We start from the raw sequence: 14,407 nt of genomic DNA, 5'->3' as shown, positions 1-14,407 counted from the left end.
ACGGCCCGCGGGGGGCCGGACGGCGGATTCACGGGGGAATCATGAAGCGCGTCACCATGTCCGCGGCGGGGCTGGCGGCGGCCGGGCTGCTGCTCGCCGGCTGCGGCGGCCCGGGCGGCTCCGGCGGTCCGGCCGGCCCGGCGGGCGCGCCGTCGGCGAGCGCCTCGGCGGTCACCTACGGGTGCCTGACCAAGGAGCAGGGCGCCAGGGGCGCGGTGAGCATTCCGAGCGACGTCAGCAGCGTGGACGCCTACTACCGGGACTCGGACGCCGGTGGCGCCAGGGTCGCGATCGTCCTCTCGCACCAGAACGGCGGCAGCCTCTGCGACTGGGTGCCCTACCTGGACGGCTTCACCGCGGCGGGCTACGCCGTCCTGCCCTTCACGGCCAACGGGGACGTCGCGACCGGCATCGAGTCCGTCGCCGGCTACCTGAAGTCCAAGGGGATCGCCAGGCTGGTCCTGATCGGCGCGTCCAAGGGCGGCACCGGTTCGCTGGTGGCCGCGGCGCTGCCCTCTCCGCTGCCGGTGGCCGCGGTGGTCTCGCTGAGCGGCCCGGAGTCCTTCGGGGCCGACAACGCGGCCACCGCCGTGAAGCGGTTGAAGGTGCCCGTCCTGTTCGCCGCCGAGGAGCACGACAGCACGTTCCCCGCCGACGCGAGGAGCCTGCACGCGGCGGCGGCCTCGGCCGACAAGCAGCTCAGGATCTACCCCGGCGGGAACCACGGCGCACAGGTGCTCGGCGACGGCGCGCTGCCCGATGTGCAGAGCTTCCTGGCGACCTACGCGCCCCCCGCGGGCTGACCGGGCCGCAGGTCCCGGCGCCGGGTCGGCCCGGGCGGTCCGGTCAGACCCAGAGGTCGGTGATCCGGACGTCCAGCTCCGCGAGCAGCCGCCGCAGCAACGGCAGCGACAGGCCGATCACGTTGCCGGGGTCGCCGTCGATGCCCTCGACGAACGGTGCGGAGCGGCCGTCCAGCGTGAACGCCCCGGCCACGTGCAGCGGTTCGCCGCTGGCGATGTAGGCGGCGATCTCCGCGTCGTCGGGGCTGCCGAAGCGCACGGTGGTCGAGGCGGTGGCCGACGCCTGCCGGCCGGTGGCGGTGTCGATCACGCAGTGTCCGGTCTGCAGTACGCCGGAGCGGCCGCGCATCGACTGCCAGCGCAGCAGCGCCTCCGCGGCGTCGGCGGGCTTGCCGAGGGCCTGTCCGTCCAGTTCCAGCACCGAGTCGCAGCCGATCACCAGCTCACCGCCGGTCAGGCCGCAGGCCACTGCCTTGGCCTTGGCCTCGGCCAGGACCAGGGCGAGTTCGGCCGGAGTCGGTGCACTGAGGGCGTCCTCGTCGACACCGCTCACCACGACCCGCGGGTCGAGGCCCGCCTGGCGCAGCAGCCCGAGGCGGGCGGGGGAGGCGGAAGCGAGTACCAGGGTGCGGCGATCGGTCATGCGGCCAAGCCTAGGGGGTCGGGACACCGCCGGTGGCGGCCCGGCTAGAGCATCAGCAGCAGGGCCGCCAGGACGGTGACGACGGCGAGCAGCAGGCCGGCCCGGTGCAGCATCCGCTGCACTCGGCGGGCTTCGGGCGAGGGCTCGTCGCCGGGATCTGACCAGAGCACATCATCAGCTTGCGCCGCGGGTCGGCCGCCCGCCTGAGTACGGGTACTCAGTTCGGTGGGGCGTTCCGGGCAGGCCGGAGAGTGCGTCGGGGCGGTGTGCCTCACCCGGTGTGCCGCCGGTGTGACGATTTGTCACGGGCGTGTGAATTCCTCGACCGCGGGATTGCGGGCGGCCATTAGCTTAGGCAACCCTAAGTTCACCCCGATTCACCCCCGAGCGAGGAGTCCCCCCATGCCCTTCGTCCCGCGCGAGGCCGTCGAGACCGCCCGACCGCACGTCCTCGGCCTGTTCAGAATCGTGGTCGGCCTGCTCTTCGTCTGCCACGGCGCGGCCAAGCTGTTCGGTGTGCTCGGCGGTGTCGGCGGCGGTGCCACGGTCGGCACCTGGGCCTGGCCCGGCTTCTACGCCGGGCTGATCGAGCTGGGCGCGGGCAGCCTGGTGCTGGTCGGCCTCCGCACCCGGACGGCCGCCCTGCTGTGCTCCGGCTCGATGGCGTTCGCGTACTTCGACGTCCACCAGGAGCGGGCGCTGTGGCCGATCGAGAACGGCGGCGAGACCGCCGCGCTGTACTCGTGGGTCTTCCTGCTGATCGCCTTCGCCGGCCCGGGCAGCTTCGCGCTGGGCTCCGTGCTGGGGCCCGTGCTGAAGCGCCGGGGCGCCCCGGCGACCGCGGCCGAGGAGCCGGCCCCGGCGGCCGTCTGACCCCGGACGGCCGAAGGGCCCCCGGTCGGGGGCCCTTCGGTGCGACCGGTCGGTGCGGGGCCGGCCGGTCAGCGCGCCCAGCCGGAGGTGCGCCAGGCGTGCGCGCCCGGCCGCAGCACGGGGCGCAGGCGCCGGGCGTTGTCGTTCCACGGGGAGGCCGGGCCGCCCGTCGTGCGGGCCGCCTCGGCGGCGGCCTGCGCGGCGGCGGCCCGGGCTGAGACCACCGCCAGGACGGTGGCCAGCTCCTCGGGGGTCGGCTGCCCGTGCAGCACATGGATCGGGGGCATGGGTCCATCCTCTCCCTTCGGGGCCTACAGCGGAATGTTGCCGTGCTTCTTGGGGGGCAGCGTCTCGCGCTTGCCGCGCAGGGCGCGCAGCCCGCGCACGATGTGCCGCCGGGTCTCGCTGGGGGCGATCACCGCGTCCACGTAGCCGCGCTCGGCGGCCAGGTACGGGTTGAGCAGGGTGTCCTCGTACGAGGCGAGCAGCTCGGCCCGCTTGGCCTCGACGTCCTCCGCGGCGGCGATCTCGCGCCGGTGCAGGATGTTGACGGCGCCCTGGGCGCCCATCACGGCGATCTGCGCCGTCGGCCAGGCCAGGTTGAGGTCGGCGCCCAGGTGCTTAGAGCCCATCACGTCGTAGGCGCCGCCGAACGCCTTGCGGGTGATCACGGTGATCAGCGGCACGGTGGCCTCGGCGTAGGCGTAGATCAGCTTGGCGCCGCGCCGGATGATGCCGTCCCACTCCTGGCCGGTGCCGGGCAGGAAGCCGGGCACGTCGACGAAGGTCAGCACCGGGATGTTGAAGGCGTCGCAGGTGCGCACGAAGCGGGCGGCCTTCTCGCTGGCGGCGATGTCCAGGCAGCCGGCCAGGTTCATCGGCTGGTTGCCGACGATGCCGACGGGGTGGCCCTCGACCCGGGCGAAGCCGGTCAGGATGTTGCCCGCGTACAGCCCCTGGACCTCCAGGAACTCGCCGTCGTCGACGATGTGCTCGATCACGGTGTGCATGTCGTACGGCTGGTTGGCCGAGTCGGGCACCAGGGTGTCGAGCGCCAGGTCCTCGTCGCTGAGCGAGAGGTCGGCCTGCTCGGGGACGACCGGCGGGTCGGAGAGGTTGTTGGAGGGCAGGTACGACAGCAGGTTCTTGACGTACTCGATGGCCTCCTTCTCGTCGGCGGCCAGGTAGTGCGCGTTGCCGGACTTGGTGTTGTGGGTGCGGGCGCCGCCCAGCTCCTCCATGCCGACGTCCTCGCCGGTGACCGTCTTGATCACGTCGGGGCCGGTGATGAACATGTGCGAGGTCTGGTCCGCCATCACCACGAAGTCGGTGACGGCGGGGGAGTAGACCGCGCCGCCCGCGCAGGGGCCCATGATCAGCGAGATCTGCGGGATCACCCCGGAGGCGTGCACGTTGCGACGGAAGATCTCGCCGTACAGGCCGAGCGAGACCACGCCCTCCTGGATCCGGGCGCCGCCGGAGTCGTTGATGCCGATCATCGGGCAGCCGGTCTTCAGCGCGAAGTCCATCACCTTGACGATCTTCTCGCCGAAGACCTCGCCCAGCGAGCCGCCGAAGACCGTGAAGTCCTGGGCGAAGACCGCCACCGGGCGGCCGTCCACGGTGCCGTAGCCGGTCACCACGCCGTCGCCGTACGGCCGGTTCTTCTCCTGCCCGAAGTTGGTCGAGCGGTGCCGGGCGAACTCGTCGAACTCCACGAAGGAGTCCTCGTCCAGCAGCTCGACGATCCGCTCACGGGCCGTCAGCTTGCCCTTGGCGTGCTGCTTCTCGACGGCCGCGGCGGAGCCTGAGTGCACCGCCTCGTCCAGCTTGCGCCGCAGGTCCGCCAGCTTTCCGGCGGTGGTGTGCGGGTCGTACGGGGCCTCGGTCATCCGGTGGCTCTCCCTGGTCCATGGGCCGCGGCCTGACGCAGGGGTGGGATTCCGGGCAGGGCGGCGCTGCGAACTACCGTTGAGTAGCGTAGCCAGCGCCGGGCCGTTCCGGTTATGGCAGGCGACACAGTGTGTCCGGTGGCGTTCTGCGCGATGATGGGGCGGCTTACGGCCGGAGGCCGGTCGGTGGACGGCCGGCGACGGCCGCGGACGGGCCGCGGACGGCGGCGGCCCGGTCCGACGCGCGGCCCCCCGCGTCCTCAGCGACCGGCTGACGCTCCGTCGGTACGCTGGCCCGGTGACCGAGCCCACTCCTCCCCGCCGCAGCGGACTGCGTGGCTTCGGCCACGACGGACCCTCCCCCTGGACCGACCTCGACCGCCCCCCGCTGGACGCCGCCGTGCTGCGCCGCGACCTGGTCCTGCCGGGCGGGCTGTGGACCGCCCTCGACGTGGTGACCGACACCGGGTCCACCAACTCCGACCTGGCCGCCCGGGCAAAGGAGGGAGCCCCCGAGGGCACGGTGCTGATCGCCGAGGAGCAGACCGCCGGGCGCGGCCGGCTGGACCGGCAGTGGACGGCGCCGGCCCGCTCCGGCCTGTTCCTGTCCGTCCTGCTCAGGCCCACCGGGGTGCCGGTCGAGCGCTACGGCTGGCTGCCCATCCTCACCGGGGTCGCCGCCGCCTCCGTCCTCGCCCGGGTGGGCGAGGTCGAGACCGGCCTGAAGTGGCCGAACGACCTGCTGGTCACCGTCGACGGCGTCGAGCGCAAGGTCGGCGGCATCCTCACCGAGCTCGCCGACGGCGCGGTGGTGGTCGGCCTCGGCGTCAACGTCTCGCTGCGCGACTCCGAGCTCCCCGTGCCCGCGGCCACCTCGCTGGCGCTGGCCGGCGCCGCCGTCACCGACCGGCAGACCCTGCTGCGGGCCCTGCTGCGCGAACTCGCCGAGCTGTACGGCACCTGGGTGACCGCGGCCGGAGACCCGCACGCCAGCGGCCTGCTGCCCGCCTACACCGCCCGCTGCACCACCCTGGGCCGGCCGGTCCTGGTGCAGCTGCCGGGCGATCGCGAGCTGCACGGCGAGGCCGTGGCCGTGGACGGCGACGGCCGGCTGGTGGTGCGCACCCCCGACGGCGAGCGCCACTCCGTCGCGGCGGGTGACGTGGTGCACGTGCGCCCCGAGCCGTCCTGACCGGCTGACCAGAGGCGATGCGGGCCCCGGCCCGCCTCGCGGCCGGACCGTCGGCACAGCTCAGGAGACATGTCCTGCATTTCCGTGCGAACATTCCACCTGGCAGCGGTGTGAGGCGCGCCACTACCCGCGCGGTGGTCGTGCGCCCTTGGACAGGCAGGACATGAGGCAAGTGCGGCGACCGCACGGGGACGGATCGGTGGCAGACGGAAGCGGCGGCGGTGGCGGCCAGCAGGACGATGACCAGACGGTCGCACTCGACCTGGAGCGGCTGATCCTGGACGCGCCCCGCCGTTACACCCCGTACCAGGCGGCCCGCGCCGCCGATGTGCCGATGGAGCTGGCCACCCGCTTCTGGCGGGCGATGGGCTTTCCGGACATCGGGCAGTCCCGGGCCCTCACCGACAACGACGTGATCGCGCTGCGCCGACTGGCCGGCCTGGTCGAGTCCGGGCTGCTCAGCGAGCCGATGGCGATCCAGGTCGCCCGGTCGACCGGGCAGACCACGGCCCGGCTGGCCGGCTGGCAGATGGACACCTTCCTGGAGAACCTCACCCAGGCCGTCGAGCCCGGGATGACCCGGGCCGACGTCGCGTACCCCCTGGTCGAGCTGCTGCTGCCGGAGCTGGAGCAGTTCCTGGTGTACGTCTGGCGCCGTCAGCTCGCGGCCGTCACCGGCCGGGTGGTGCAGGCCGCCGAGGACACCGAGATCACCAGCGGCCGCCTCGCCGTGGGCTTCGCCGACCTGGTGGGCTTCACCCGCCTCTCGCGCCGGCTGGAGGAGGAGGAGCTGGGCGAGCTGGTGGAGACCTTCGAGAACACCTGCTCCGACCTGATCGCCGGTCAGGGCGGCCGGGTGATCAAGACCCTGGGCGACGAGATCCTCTACGTCTCCGAGGACCCGGCCACCGCCGCCGAGATCGCGCTCAGCCTGGTCGAGACGCTGGCCAAGGAGGACACCATGCCCGCCCTGCGGGTGGGGATGGCCTTCGGCACCGTCACCTCCCGGATGGGGGACGTCTTCGGCACCACCGTCAACCTGGCGAGCCGGCTCACCTCGATCGCGCCCCGGGACGCGGTACTGGTCGACGGCGAGCTGGCCGCCGCACTGGAGCTGCTCGGCGCGGTCTCCACCCCGGCCCCCGACGGCGGCCCGGACGAGGGCCCGCAGGACGACGGGGACCACCGCTTCCACCTGCAGCCGATGTGGCGCCGCCCGGTTCGCGGGCTGGGCCTGGTCGAGCCCTGGCTGCTCTCCCGCCCCGGCCGCCTCGGCTAGCCGGTCCGACCACCCCGGCCCCGTCCGGCCGATCTTGCCGGGTTGACCTTGACAAATCGGGCATAGCGCTCTCAAACCGCCATAGGCTTGGTCCAGGAATGGATCCGCGGCGAGGGATGAGGCGATCCGTGAGTGGCGAGGCGACGATGAGCGACGACGGTTCCGCTGCGGCGTCCACCCCGGATCTCCGGCTCCAGGCGGTGGTCGGACTGGCGCAGGACATGTCCGGTGCGCTCACCCCGCTGGAAGCCGTCCGGGCCGCCGCCGTGCGGGCCACCGACGCGCTCGCCGCCACCATGGCCGCCGTCTCGGTCTGGGACCGCGAGTCCGGCCGGCTGCGGGTGCTGGTCAACCACGGCGACCTGGCGGCCGGGGAGGAGGAACTCCCCGAGGACGAGTCCTACCCGGTGCACGACTTCCCGGAGATCGTCACGTATCTGGAGGAGCAGTGGTCCGGCGGCCGGCTGCCCCGGGCCTGGGTGCAGACCGCCGAGGACCACCCCCCGCACAGCGCGTACGCCCACCCCGGGGCCGGCGCCTTCTGTCAGGAGCGGGCCGCCGGGCTGCGCCGTCGGGGCCGGGCGTGCTGCCTGGTCGCCCCGATCGTGCTGCACGGCCAGGCCTGGGGTGAGCTGTACCTGGCGCGGGCGGTCGGCCTGCCGGTCTTCACCGACGCCGACACCGACTACGCCACCCTGCTGGCCGCCCAGATCTCGGCCGGCCTGGCCCAGACCGAGCGGGTCGCGGACCTGCGCCGACTGGCCTTCACCGACGCGCTCACCGGCCTGGCCAACCGGCGCGCGGTCGATGCCCGGCTGGAGAGCGCGCTGAAGGCCCACATCCGGGACAACACCGTGGTCAGCCTGGTGGTCTGCGACGTCAACGGCCTCAAGCGGGTGAACGACCAGCTCGGGCACGAGATGGGCGACCGGCTGCTGGAACGGTTCGCCCAGCAGCTCTCGCTCTCCGCCGCCCGGCTCCCCGGCAGTCTGGCCGCCCGGCTCGGCGGTGACGAGTTCTGCCTGCTCGCCGAGGGCCAGAAGGCCGACGAGGTGGTGGCCGTCGCCGAGGACCTGTGCACCAAGGCGCTGGAACTGACCGAGGGCGAGGGGGTGGCCTGCGGGGTCGCCTCCACCGGCGACTCGATCGGCCCGGTCAGCACGCCGGACCGGCTGTTCCGGCTCGCCGACGCCGCCCAGTACCGGGCCAAGGCCGCCCGCGCCGCCCACCCGGTGGTGGCCGGCCGCAGCCACGGCCCGGGTCTCGCCCCCGACCCGGTGGTGCTGCTGGCCGACGCCGCCGACCCGCACCACCGCGCCGACGGCCGCAAGGCCGGCCCCGGCGCCGGCCGGATGGGCAACCACGACCGCCGTCGCTTCCGCGGCGCCGCGCACAGCGCCGACCCCGGGCAGCTGCTCGCGGCCGTCCTCGCCGCCCTGGACCAGAGCACCACCCGCCGCAGCAGTCACCCCGCCGACACCCTGGCCCGGCTGACCACCGTCGCCGAGACCTCCGCCCGGCTGCTGAACGCCGTCGGCTGGTGGGTCTCGTACGTCCCGCCGGGCTCCCAGCTGATGCGCACCGCGCAGCACGCCGTGTACCGGATGACCAGCGGGCCCAGCGGCAACAAGGCGCAGACCCAGCGGGCCCAGATCGAGGCCCCGGACGCCGTCTTCGACCTCGGCCACTACCCGACCACCCGGCGCGCGGTGCGCGGTGGCGCGTTCTCGTTGCGGGCCGGAGCGCCCGGTAACGACCCGGCGGAGGAGGCCATGATGGTGGTCAGCGGTTACAAGGGGATGGTCGCGGCCGGCGGTGGCAACCCGGCGGGCGGCTGGCTGGTCGAGCTGTTCGCGGACGAGTCCACCCTGCCGCTCGGCCAGATCGCCGCCGCGCTGCGCGCCCTGGTCGCCGTCGCGCTGTCCGGCCCGGCCTCGCCGCCGCCCGGCTGACTCCCGCCTGCCCGGCTCCCGCCCGTCCGGCTCCCGCCCGTCCGAACTGTCGGGGCAAACAGTAGCCATGTACTTAGTAGCCATGTACTGTATTTGGCATGAGTGAAACCCCCGCCGGTCCGACGCCCGGCTTCCTGGTCTGGCGCCTGTCGACCAAGTGGCGCGTGGCGGTCGACCGGGCCCTCGCACCCCTGGGGCTGACCCACGCGCAGTACTCGCTGCTGGCCTCCCTCCACGGAATGGGGCGCTCCGGCGCCCGCCCCAGCCAGCGCCGGCTGGCCGACCACACCGGCCTCGAACCGCTGTACGTCTCCAAGCTGGCCCGCGCCCTGGAGGCGGCCGGTCTGGTGGAGCGCACCCCGGACCCGGCCGACACCCGCGCCGTCCAGCTGGCGCTGACCGCCGAGGGGCGGGAGGTCACCGGCCGCGCGATCGCGGTCGTCCACCAGCTGCTCGACCGGCTGCTGGCGCCGCTCGGCGGGCGGGACGGCGCGCGCACCCGGGCGCTGGTCGACGAGCTGACGGCCCTGCTCGACGTGCCGCTCGACGCACCACTCGACAGTCCGGCCGGCGTTTCGGCCGACGTCTCGACCGAGGAGTAGCCATGTCCACCGTTCCGACCCTCAACGGCCAGGTCATCGGCCAGGCCCACCACGCCACCCGCGCCCTGCTGGAGACGCGGCTGGCCGACAGCGGCACCACCTTCCACCAGTCGCTGGCGCTCAACGCCACGGCGGACCGCGGCGGCGCCGCCGAACGCGACGCGCTCGTCGCCCGGATGACCTCCACGCTGAAGATCGACGCGGCGGCCGCGCTCGCCGTCCTCGCCGAGCTGACGGCCGCCGGGCTGCTGGCGGAGCTGCCCGGCGACGGCGGCCGGCTCGGGCTCACCGACAGCGGCCGGGCGCGGCAGGACGGCATCAGGGCCGCCGTGGGCGAGCTCACCGCGCGGCTCTACGGCGACCTGCCCGCCGAGGACCTGGCGGCGGCCGCCCGGGTGCTGACCGTCGTCACCGCCCGGGCCGACGCCGAACTCGCCGGGTAGCGCGGCGCCGTTACAGCGTCACAGCTGGGGAACGGGCGGCACCGCACCCCTGTCGCCCGGTGGGCCCGCATGCCACAGTGAGGCGGTCGCAGGGCCATGGGGGCCGGGCGGGAACGAGGTGGGACAGATGAGAACACGTCTGGCGGGGGCACTGCTCGCCCTGGCACTCGCGGCCGGCGGCGCCACGCTGGCGGCCGGTACGGCCTCGGCCGCACCGCGTACGGCCGCCGTCTCGGCCGTTCAGCAGGCACCCGCGGCGGCGGGGAGCACCGGCGCGCAGTCGCAGGCCCAGGCGCCGGTCGCGCAGAAGGCCGCGGCCACGACCGAGCTGGCCAAGAGCAAGAGCAAGAGCAAGAAGAAGTCCAAGGGCGGGCTGATCGGGTTCGTCGTCGTGGCGATCCTGGTGATCCTCGCGGTCGTCCTGGTGGTCTGGCTGGTCCGCCGCAGCAGCCGCCGCTCCTGAGCCGCCGCTCCTGACCGCCGGCCCGGTCCGGCGCGGGCCGGGACGTCTGCGAACCCGCCTCCCGGGGAAGCCGGGCCGGGCCTGACCGGGCTTCAGCCGATCCGGTCGGCACGGGTGTAGACGTTCGCGCCCTGCCCGCGCAGGAAGCCGATCAGGGTCAGGCCGAGCTCCTCGGCCAGGTCCACCGCGAGCGAGGACGGCGCCGAGACGGCGGCCAGCAGCGGGATGCCCGCCAGCGCGGCCTTCTGGGTCAGCTCGAACGAGGCGCGGCCGCTGACCAGCAGCAGATGGCCCGTCAGGGGAAGCCGCCCCTCCCGCAGCGCCCAGCCGATCACCTTGTCGACGGCGTTGTGCCGGCCGACGTCCTCGCGGGCGCAGAGCAGCTCGCCGGCCGCGTCGAACAGCCCGGCCGCGTGCAGGCCGCCGGTGGACTCGAAGGTGCGCTGGGCGGCGCGCAGGGTGTCCGGCAGCCCGTACAGGATCTCCTGGCGCACCGTCAGGGGGTCCTGTTCGACCGGCCAGTGGCTGTGGGTGCGGACGGCCTCCACGGTGTCCCGGCCGCACAGTCCGCAGGCGCTGGTGGTGAGCAGGTTGCGGTGGGCGGACAGCGGGACGGCGGCGCCGCGGACGGTCGCGTCCACCACGTTGTACGTGTTGGCGCCGTCGGCGTCCGTCCCGGCGCAGTAGCGCAGGGCGGCCAGCTGCTCGCCGCGGTGCACCAGGCCCTCGCCGACCAGGAAGCCGGCCACCAGGTCGAAGTCGTGCCCCGGGGTGCGCATCGTCACCGTGAGCGGGTCGCCGCCGAGCCTGATCTCCAACGGCTCCTCGGCCGCCAGGGCATCCGGCCGTACGGACTGCTCCGCACCCCGCAGCCGCACCACTCGCCGCCGCACCGTCGCCCGCGCCATCGCCCGACACCTCCGCTCGTCGTCCCGGCCCCAGCTTGCGCCACGGCCCGCCCGCGCCGGAAATCCGCAGGCCGGATCGAACAGCTGCCGGGTCGCCGGTTGTCATATCCTCATTCACCTGATGTCATTGTGCATATGGATATGCACAGTGCTGTGGCTGCCGATGCGCCCGTGATCCAGGTCGGCAAGGCCGACGTCAGTGCCGAGGACGTGCTCGCCGTCGCGCGCGGCAACGCCCGGGTCGAGATCGGACCCGACGCGCAGGCCGAAATGGCCGCCGCCCGCGCCACGATCGAGGCCCTGGCCGCCGAACCGCGCCCGGTCTACGGCGTGTCGACCGGGTTCGGCGCGCTCGCCGTCCGGCACATCAGCCCCGAACTCCGCGCCCAGCTGCAGCGCTCGCTGGTCCGCTCGCACGCCGCCGGCATGGGCCCGGCGGTCGAGCGCGAGGTGGTCCGCGCGCTGATGTTCCTGCGGATGAAGACCCTGGCCTCCGGCCGTACCGGCGTGCGCCCGCTGGTCGCCGAGACGATGGCCGCCATCCTCAACGCCGGCATCACCCCGGTCGTCCGCGAGTTCGGCTCGCTCGGCTGCTCCGGCGACCTCGCGCCGCTCTCGCACTGCGCGCTGGTGCTGATGGGCGAGGGCGTCGCGTACGGCCCGGACGGCGCCGAGCACCCGGCCGGCGAGCTGCTCGCCGCCGCCGGCATCGAGCCGGTGGAGCTGCTGGAGAAGGAGGGCCTGGCCCTCATCAACGGCACCGACGGCATGCTCGGCATGCTGGTGATGGCCATCGCCGACCTCTCCCGCCTGTTCACCACCGCCGACATCACCGCCGCGATGAGCCTGGAGGCGCTGCTCGGCACCGACCGGGTGCTCGCCCCCGAGCTGCACTCGGCGATCCGCCCGCACCCGGGCCAGGCGCTCAGCGCCGCCAACATGCTCGCCGTGCTCAAGGGCTCCGGCCTCACCGGCCACCACCAGGACGACGCCCCGCGCGTCCAGGACGCCTACTCGATCCGCTGCGCCCCGCAGGTGGCCGGCGCCGGCCGCGACACCCTCGCGCACGCCCAGCTGGTCGCCTCCCGCGAGCTCGCCGCCTCGGTCGACAACCCGGTCGTGCTGCCCGACGGCCGGGTCGAGTCCAACGGCAACTTCCACGGTGCCCCGGTCGCGTACGTGCTGGACTTCCTCGCCATCGCCACCGCCGACCTGGCCTCGGTCTCCGAGCGCCGCACCGACCGGCTGCTCGACAAGGCCCGCTCGCACGGTCTGCCGGCCTTCCTGGCCGACGACCCGGGCGTGGACTCCGGCCTGATGATCGCCCAGTACACCCAGGCCGCCCTGGTCAGCGAGAACAAGCGGCTCGCCGTCCCGGCCTCGGTCGACTCGATCCCGTCCTCCGCGATGCAGGAGGACCACGTGTCGATGGGCTGGTCGGCGGCCCGCAAGCTGCGCCTGGCCGTGGACAACCTCGCCCGGGTGCTGGCCGTCGAGCTGCTGGCCTCGGCCCGCGCGCTGGAGATCCGTGCGGACGGAGGGAGCGGCCCGCTGGCCCCCGCCACCGCCGCCGCGATCGCCGCCGCCCGCGAGGCCGGTGTGCAGGGCCCCGGCCGGGACCGCTTCCTGTCGCCCGACCTGGAGGCCGCGCACGTCCTGGTCGCCTCCGGCGACCTGGTCGCCGCGGTCGAGAAGGTCACCGGCCCGCTGGCCTGATGACCGCCGGGCCCGGAGCGGGTGGCCGTCAGGTCCACTCGCTCCGGGCGCCGCGGGACGGCTCCCGCTCCCGGCGGCGGTCACCCAGGGCCGAGGCGAGGTTGACCCCGACGATCCCGATCCAGCAGACGACCAGGCCGGTGGCCCCGGCGCTCTCGGACGCGATGGCGGTCAGCGGGATGCCCATCACCAGCGAGACGATGCTCAGCCCCATCCGGGAGCCGCGCCCCCGGGCCCCGCTCGGGCCCCCGCCCGAGCGGTCGAGCCGTTCGGCGACCCGCTGTTCGACCCGGGCGTCCAGCCGGGAGTCGATCCGGGCCAGGAAGGAGTCGACGATCTCCGACTCGTACTCCCGGCCCAGCTCCTTGCGGGTCTGCACGGCGGCGTCGAGATCCCGGCGCAGCTCGTCCTGGGAAATGTCCATGGGCTCCATGGTCGAGGCCCGGGTAGCCGCGGGACCACCCGAGGAGCGGGATTTCGGGGGCGGTTCAGGGACAAATCAGGGTCACCCCGAGAACCCGACCGTCCCGAACTCCGAAACGCCATTGCCCACCTGCCGGGACTGCGCCACAGTCGTCCCAGCCGCCGCCGCCAGCGGTGGACGCCAAACCCGAGCTCGGAGGTACCGCTGATGACCGCCCCGGAGGAGAACGGCGCCGTGGGGCCGTCCGCCCGCCTGTTGCAGCTCTTCGAGGGCCACCGGCTGACGCCGACGCAGCGCCGGATCGCCCACTCCCTGGTCCGGCACGCCAACGAGGCGCCGTTCCTGTCGAGCGTCGAGGTCGCCGAGCTGGCCGGCGTCAGCCAGCCCTCCGTCACCCGCTTCGCGGTCGCCCTCGGCTACGACGGCTACCCGGCCCTGCGCAAGCAGCTGCGCGAACTCGGCGCGGGCGAACCCGCCGCCCCCGAGACCCCGGCCGACGCCGTCCGCAACGAGCACCAGCAGGCCGTCCTGGCCGAGATCGAGCACCTGCGGCACCTGGCCGCGCTGCTCGCGGACCCCGAGCCGATCGTCCGCGCGGCCCGCCTGCTGGCGGCCTCCCGGCCGCTGCCGGTGCTCGGCCTGCGGGCGGCCTCCGCGCAGGCCCGCGGCTTCGCCTACTTCGCCGCCAAGGTGCACCCCGACATCCGGCTGCTCGACGAGGGCGGCTCGATGCTCGCGGACCGGATCGAGCAGGCCGCCTTCGCCGGGGCCTCCGCCCTGCTGTGCTTCGCGCTGCCCCGCTACCCGCGCGAGCTGATGGACGCCCTGGTGGTCGCGCGGGACTGCGGGCTGACCGTGCTCACCGTCGCCGACAGTGCCTTCGCGCCGGTCGCCAAGCTCTCCGACCTGCTGCTGCCGGTCGCGGTCGGTACCAACCTGGTCTTCGACACCGCCTGCGGGCCGATGATGCTCGGCCGGGTCCTGCTGCAGACCATGTGCGACGAACTCCCGGGCGCGGAGGCCCGGCTGGAGGCGATCGAGCAGTCCGCGGCGGCGCGCGGGCTGTTCTTGGAGTAGGCACGGCCTGGAGCAGGCGCGGCCGGGAGCGGACACCGCCCGGAGCCGCGGCCGTCCCCGATGGGCACAGCTTGGCGTCGACGGGTTGCCCGGCGCCCTCGAACGGGCATCCCTCCAGCAGGCCCTGGCGCCAGGGCCGG

General features: G+C 74.3%; 16 protein-coding genes. 10 read left to right on the top strand and 6 right to left on the bottom strand.

Annotated elements, in window-relative coordinates:
• Window positions 1-41: 41 nt before the first annotated feature.
• Window positions 42-803, top strand: coding sequence for an alpha/beta hydrolase family protein (locus OG871_RS15790; RefSeq protein ID WP_371497416.1), 762 nt, complete (start codon window positions 42-44; stop codon window positions 801-803).
• A gap of 43 nt (window positions 804-846) precedes the next feature.
• On the opposite strand, the gene OG871_RS15785 is transcribed toward OG871_RS15790, so the two are convergent.
• The gene (locus OG871_RS15785; protein WP_371497415.1) at window positions 847-1,446 is read right to left on the bottom strand and encodes a nucleoside triphosphate pyrophosphatase; all 600 of its coding nucleotides are present in this window, start codon (window positions 1,444-1,446) and stop codon (window positions 847-849) included.
• Between the two features lie 44 nt (window positions 1,447-1,490).
• Window positions 1,491-1,616: a morphogenic membrane protein MmpB gene (gene mmpB, locus OG871_RS15780; protein ID WP_371497414.1), complete on the bottom strand. Its 126-nt coding sequence runs from the start codon at window positions 1,614-1,616 to the stop codon at window positions 1,491-1,493.
• Between the two features lie 232 nt (window positions 1,617-1,848).
• On the opposite strand from mmpB, the gene OG871_RS15775 reads away from it, so the two are divergent.
• Window positions 1,849-2,319, top strand: a complete 471-nt coding sequence (locus OG871_RS15775; RefSeq protein WP_371497413.1) for a DoxX family protein — start codon at window positions 1,849-1,851, stop codon at window positions 2,317-2,319.
• Between the two features lie 68 nt (window positions 2,320-2,387).
• Here the strand turns inward: OG871_RS15775 and OG871_RS15770 are convergent, their stop codons facing one another.
• Both OG871_RS15770 and OG871_RS15765 read right to left on the bottom strand, forming a co-directional pair.
• Window positions 2,388-2,606: an acyl-CoA carboxylase epsilon subunit gene (locus tag OG871_RS15770; protein ID WP_371497411.1), complete on the bottom strand. Its 219-nt coding sequence runs from the start codon at window positions 2,604-2,606 to the stop codon at window positions 2,388-2,390.
• A 24-nt stretch (window positions 2,607-2,630) separates the two neighbouring features.
• A complete protein-coding gene (locus tag OG871_RS15765) occupies window positions 2,631-4,211 on the bottom strand; it encodes an acyl-CoA carboxylase subunit beta (protein ID WP_371497409.1) in 1,581 nt (526 codons plus the stop codon).
• A gap of 298 nt (window positions 4,212-4,509) precedes the next feature.
• Here OG871_RS15765 and OG871_RS15760 point away from each other — a divergent pair, with 298 nt between their 5' ends.
• The 6 genes from OG871_RS15760 (at window position 4,510) to OG871_RS15735 (ending at window position 10,142) form a co-directional block, all read left to right on the top strand.
• A complete protein-coding gene (locus OG871_RS15760; RefSeq protein ID WP_371497408.1) occupies window positions 4,510-5,403 on the top strand; it encodes a biotin--[acetyl-CoA-carboxylase] ligase in 894 nt (297 codons plus the stop codon).
• A 163-nt stretch (window positions 5,404-5,566) separates the two neighbouring features.
• Window positions 5,567-6,682, top strand: coding sequence for an adenylate/guanylate cyclase domain-containing protein (locus OG871_RS15755; RefSeq protein ID WP_371497407.1), 1,116 nt, complete (start codon window positions 5,567-5,569; stop codon window positions 6,680-6,682).
• Between the two features lie 128 nt (window positions 6,683-6,810).
• Window positions 6,811-8,634, top strand: coding sequence for a GGDEF domain-containing protein (locus OG871_RS15750; RefSeq protein ID WP_371497406.1), 1,824 nt, complete (start codon window positions 6,811-6,813; stop codon window positions 8,632-8,634).
• Window positions 8,635-8,732: 98 nt separating this feature from the next.
• Window positions 8,733-9,236, top strand: a complete 504-nt coding sequence (locus tag OG871_RS15745; protein WP_371497405.1) for a MarR family winged helix-turn-helix transcriptional regulator — start codon at window positions 8,733-8,735, stop codon at window positions 9,234-9,236.
• Between the two features lie 2 nt (window positions 9,237-9,238).
• Entirely contained in the window at window positions 9,239-9,679 is a 441-nt protein-coding gene (locus OG871_RS15740; RefSeq protein ID WP_371497404.1) for a hypothetical protein, read from the top strand.
• 127 nt (window positions 9,680-9,806) lie between these two features.
• Complete coding sequence (locus tag OG871_RS15735; protein ID WP_371497403.1) at window positions 9,807-10,142, top strand: hypothetical protein; 336 nt, start codon at window positions 9,807-9,809, stop codon at window positions 10,140-10,142.
• A 92-nt stretch (window positions 10,143-10,234) separates the two neighbouring features.
• Here OG871_RS15735 and fdhD read toward each other — a convergent pair whose 3' ends face one another.
• Window positions 10,235-11,050 (bottom strand): formate dehydrogenase accessory sulfurtransferase FdhD, encoded by an 816-nt coding sequence (gene fdhD, locus OG871_RS15730; protein WP_371497402.1) that lies wholly within the window; start codon window positions 11,048-11,050, stop codon window positions 10,235-10,237.
• A 141-nt stretch (window positions 11,051-11,191) separates the two neighbouring features.
• On the opposite strand from fdhD, the gene hutH reads away from it, so the two are divergent.
• Window positions 11,192-12,766: a histidine ammonia-lyase gene (gene hutH / locus OG871_RS15725; protein WP_371497401.1), complete on the top strand. Its 1,575-nt coding sequence runs from the start codon at window positions 11,192-11,194 to the stop codon at window positions 12,764-12,766.
• A gap of 28 nt (window positions 12,767-12,794) precedes the next feature.
• On the opposite strand, the gene OG871_RS15720 is transcribed toward hutH, so the two are convergent.
• A complete protein-coding gene (locus OG871_RS15720; RefSeq protein ID WP_371497400.1) occupies window positions 12,795-13,190 on the bottom strand; it encodes a hypothetical protein in 396 nt (131 codons plus the stop codon).
• 207 nt (window positions 13,191-13,397) lie between these two features.
• Between OG871_RS15720 and OG871_RS15715 the strand changes: the two genes are divergently transcribed.
• Window positions 13,398-14,267, top strand: coding sequence for a MurR/RpiR family transcriptional regulator (locus tag OG871_RS15715; protein ID WP_371497399.1), 870 nt, complete (start codon window positions 13,398-13,400; stop codon window positions 14,265-14,267).
• Window positions 14,268-14,407: the final 140 nt, after the last annotated feature.

The sequence above is a fragment of the Kitasatospora sp. NBC_00374 genome (genome assembly GCF_041434935.1).
Taxonomy (GTDB): domain Bacteria; phylum Actinomycetota; class Actinomycetes; order Streptomycetales; family Streptomycetaceae; genus Kitasatospora.
Note: the sequence above shows the minus strand (reverse complement) of the source record. Positions and strands in the feature narration are given on the sequence as shown.

Coding starts and splice junctions, on each gene's coding strand:
- OG871_RS15790 (WP_371497416.1), top strand. CDS start 42: ATGAAGCGCGTCACCATGTCCGCGGCGGGGCTGGCGGCGGCCGGGCTG.
- OG871_RS15785 (WP_371497415.1), bottom strand. CDS start 1,446: ATGACCGATCGCCGCACCCTGGTACTCGCTTCCGCCTCCCCCGCCCGC.
- OG871_RS15775 (WP_371497413.1), top strand. CDS start 1,849: ATGCCCTTCGTCCCGCGCGAGGCCGTCGAGACCGCCCGACCGCACGTC.
- OG871_RS15770 (WP_371497411.1), bottom strand. CDS start 2,606: ATGCCCCCGATCCATGTGCTGCACGGGCAGCCGACCCCCGAGGAGCTG.
- OG871_RS15765 (WP_371497409.1), bottom strand. CDS start 4,211: ATGACCGAGGCCCCGTACGACCCGCACACCACCGCCGGAAAGCTGGCG.
- OG871_RS15755 (WP_371497407.1), top strand. CDS start 5,567: ATGAGGCAAGTGCGGCGACCGCACGGGGACGGATCGGTGGCAGACGGA.
- OG871_RS15745 (WP_371497405.1), top strand. CDS start 8,733: ATGAGTGAAACCCCCGCCGGTCCGACGCCCGGCTTCCTGGTCTGGCGC.
- OG871_RS15740 (WP_371497404.1), top strand. CDS start 9,239: ATGTCCACCGTTCCGACCCTCAACGGCCAGGTCATCGGCCAGGCCCAC.
- OG871_RS15735 (WP_371497403.1), top strand. CDS start 9,807: ATGAGAACACGTCTGGCGGGGGCACTGCTCGCCCTGGCACTCGCGGCC.
- fdhD (WP_371497402.1), bottom strand. CDS start 11,050: ATGGCGCGGGCGACGGTGCGGCGGCGAGTGGTGCGGCTGCGGGGTGCG.
- hutH (WP_371497401.1), top strand. CDS start 11,192: ATGCACAGTGCTGTGGCTGCCGATGCGCCCGTGATCCAGGTCGGCAAG.
- OG871_RS15720 (WP_371497400.1), bottom strand. CDS start 13,190: ATGGACATTTCCCAGGACGAGCTGCGCCGGGATCTCGACGCCGCCGTG.
- OG871_RS15715 (WP_371497399.1), top strand. CDS start 13,398: ATGACCGCCCCGGAGGAGAACGGCGCCGTGGGGCCGTCCGCCCGCCTG.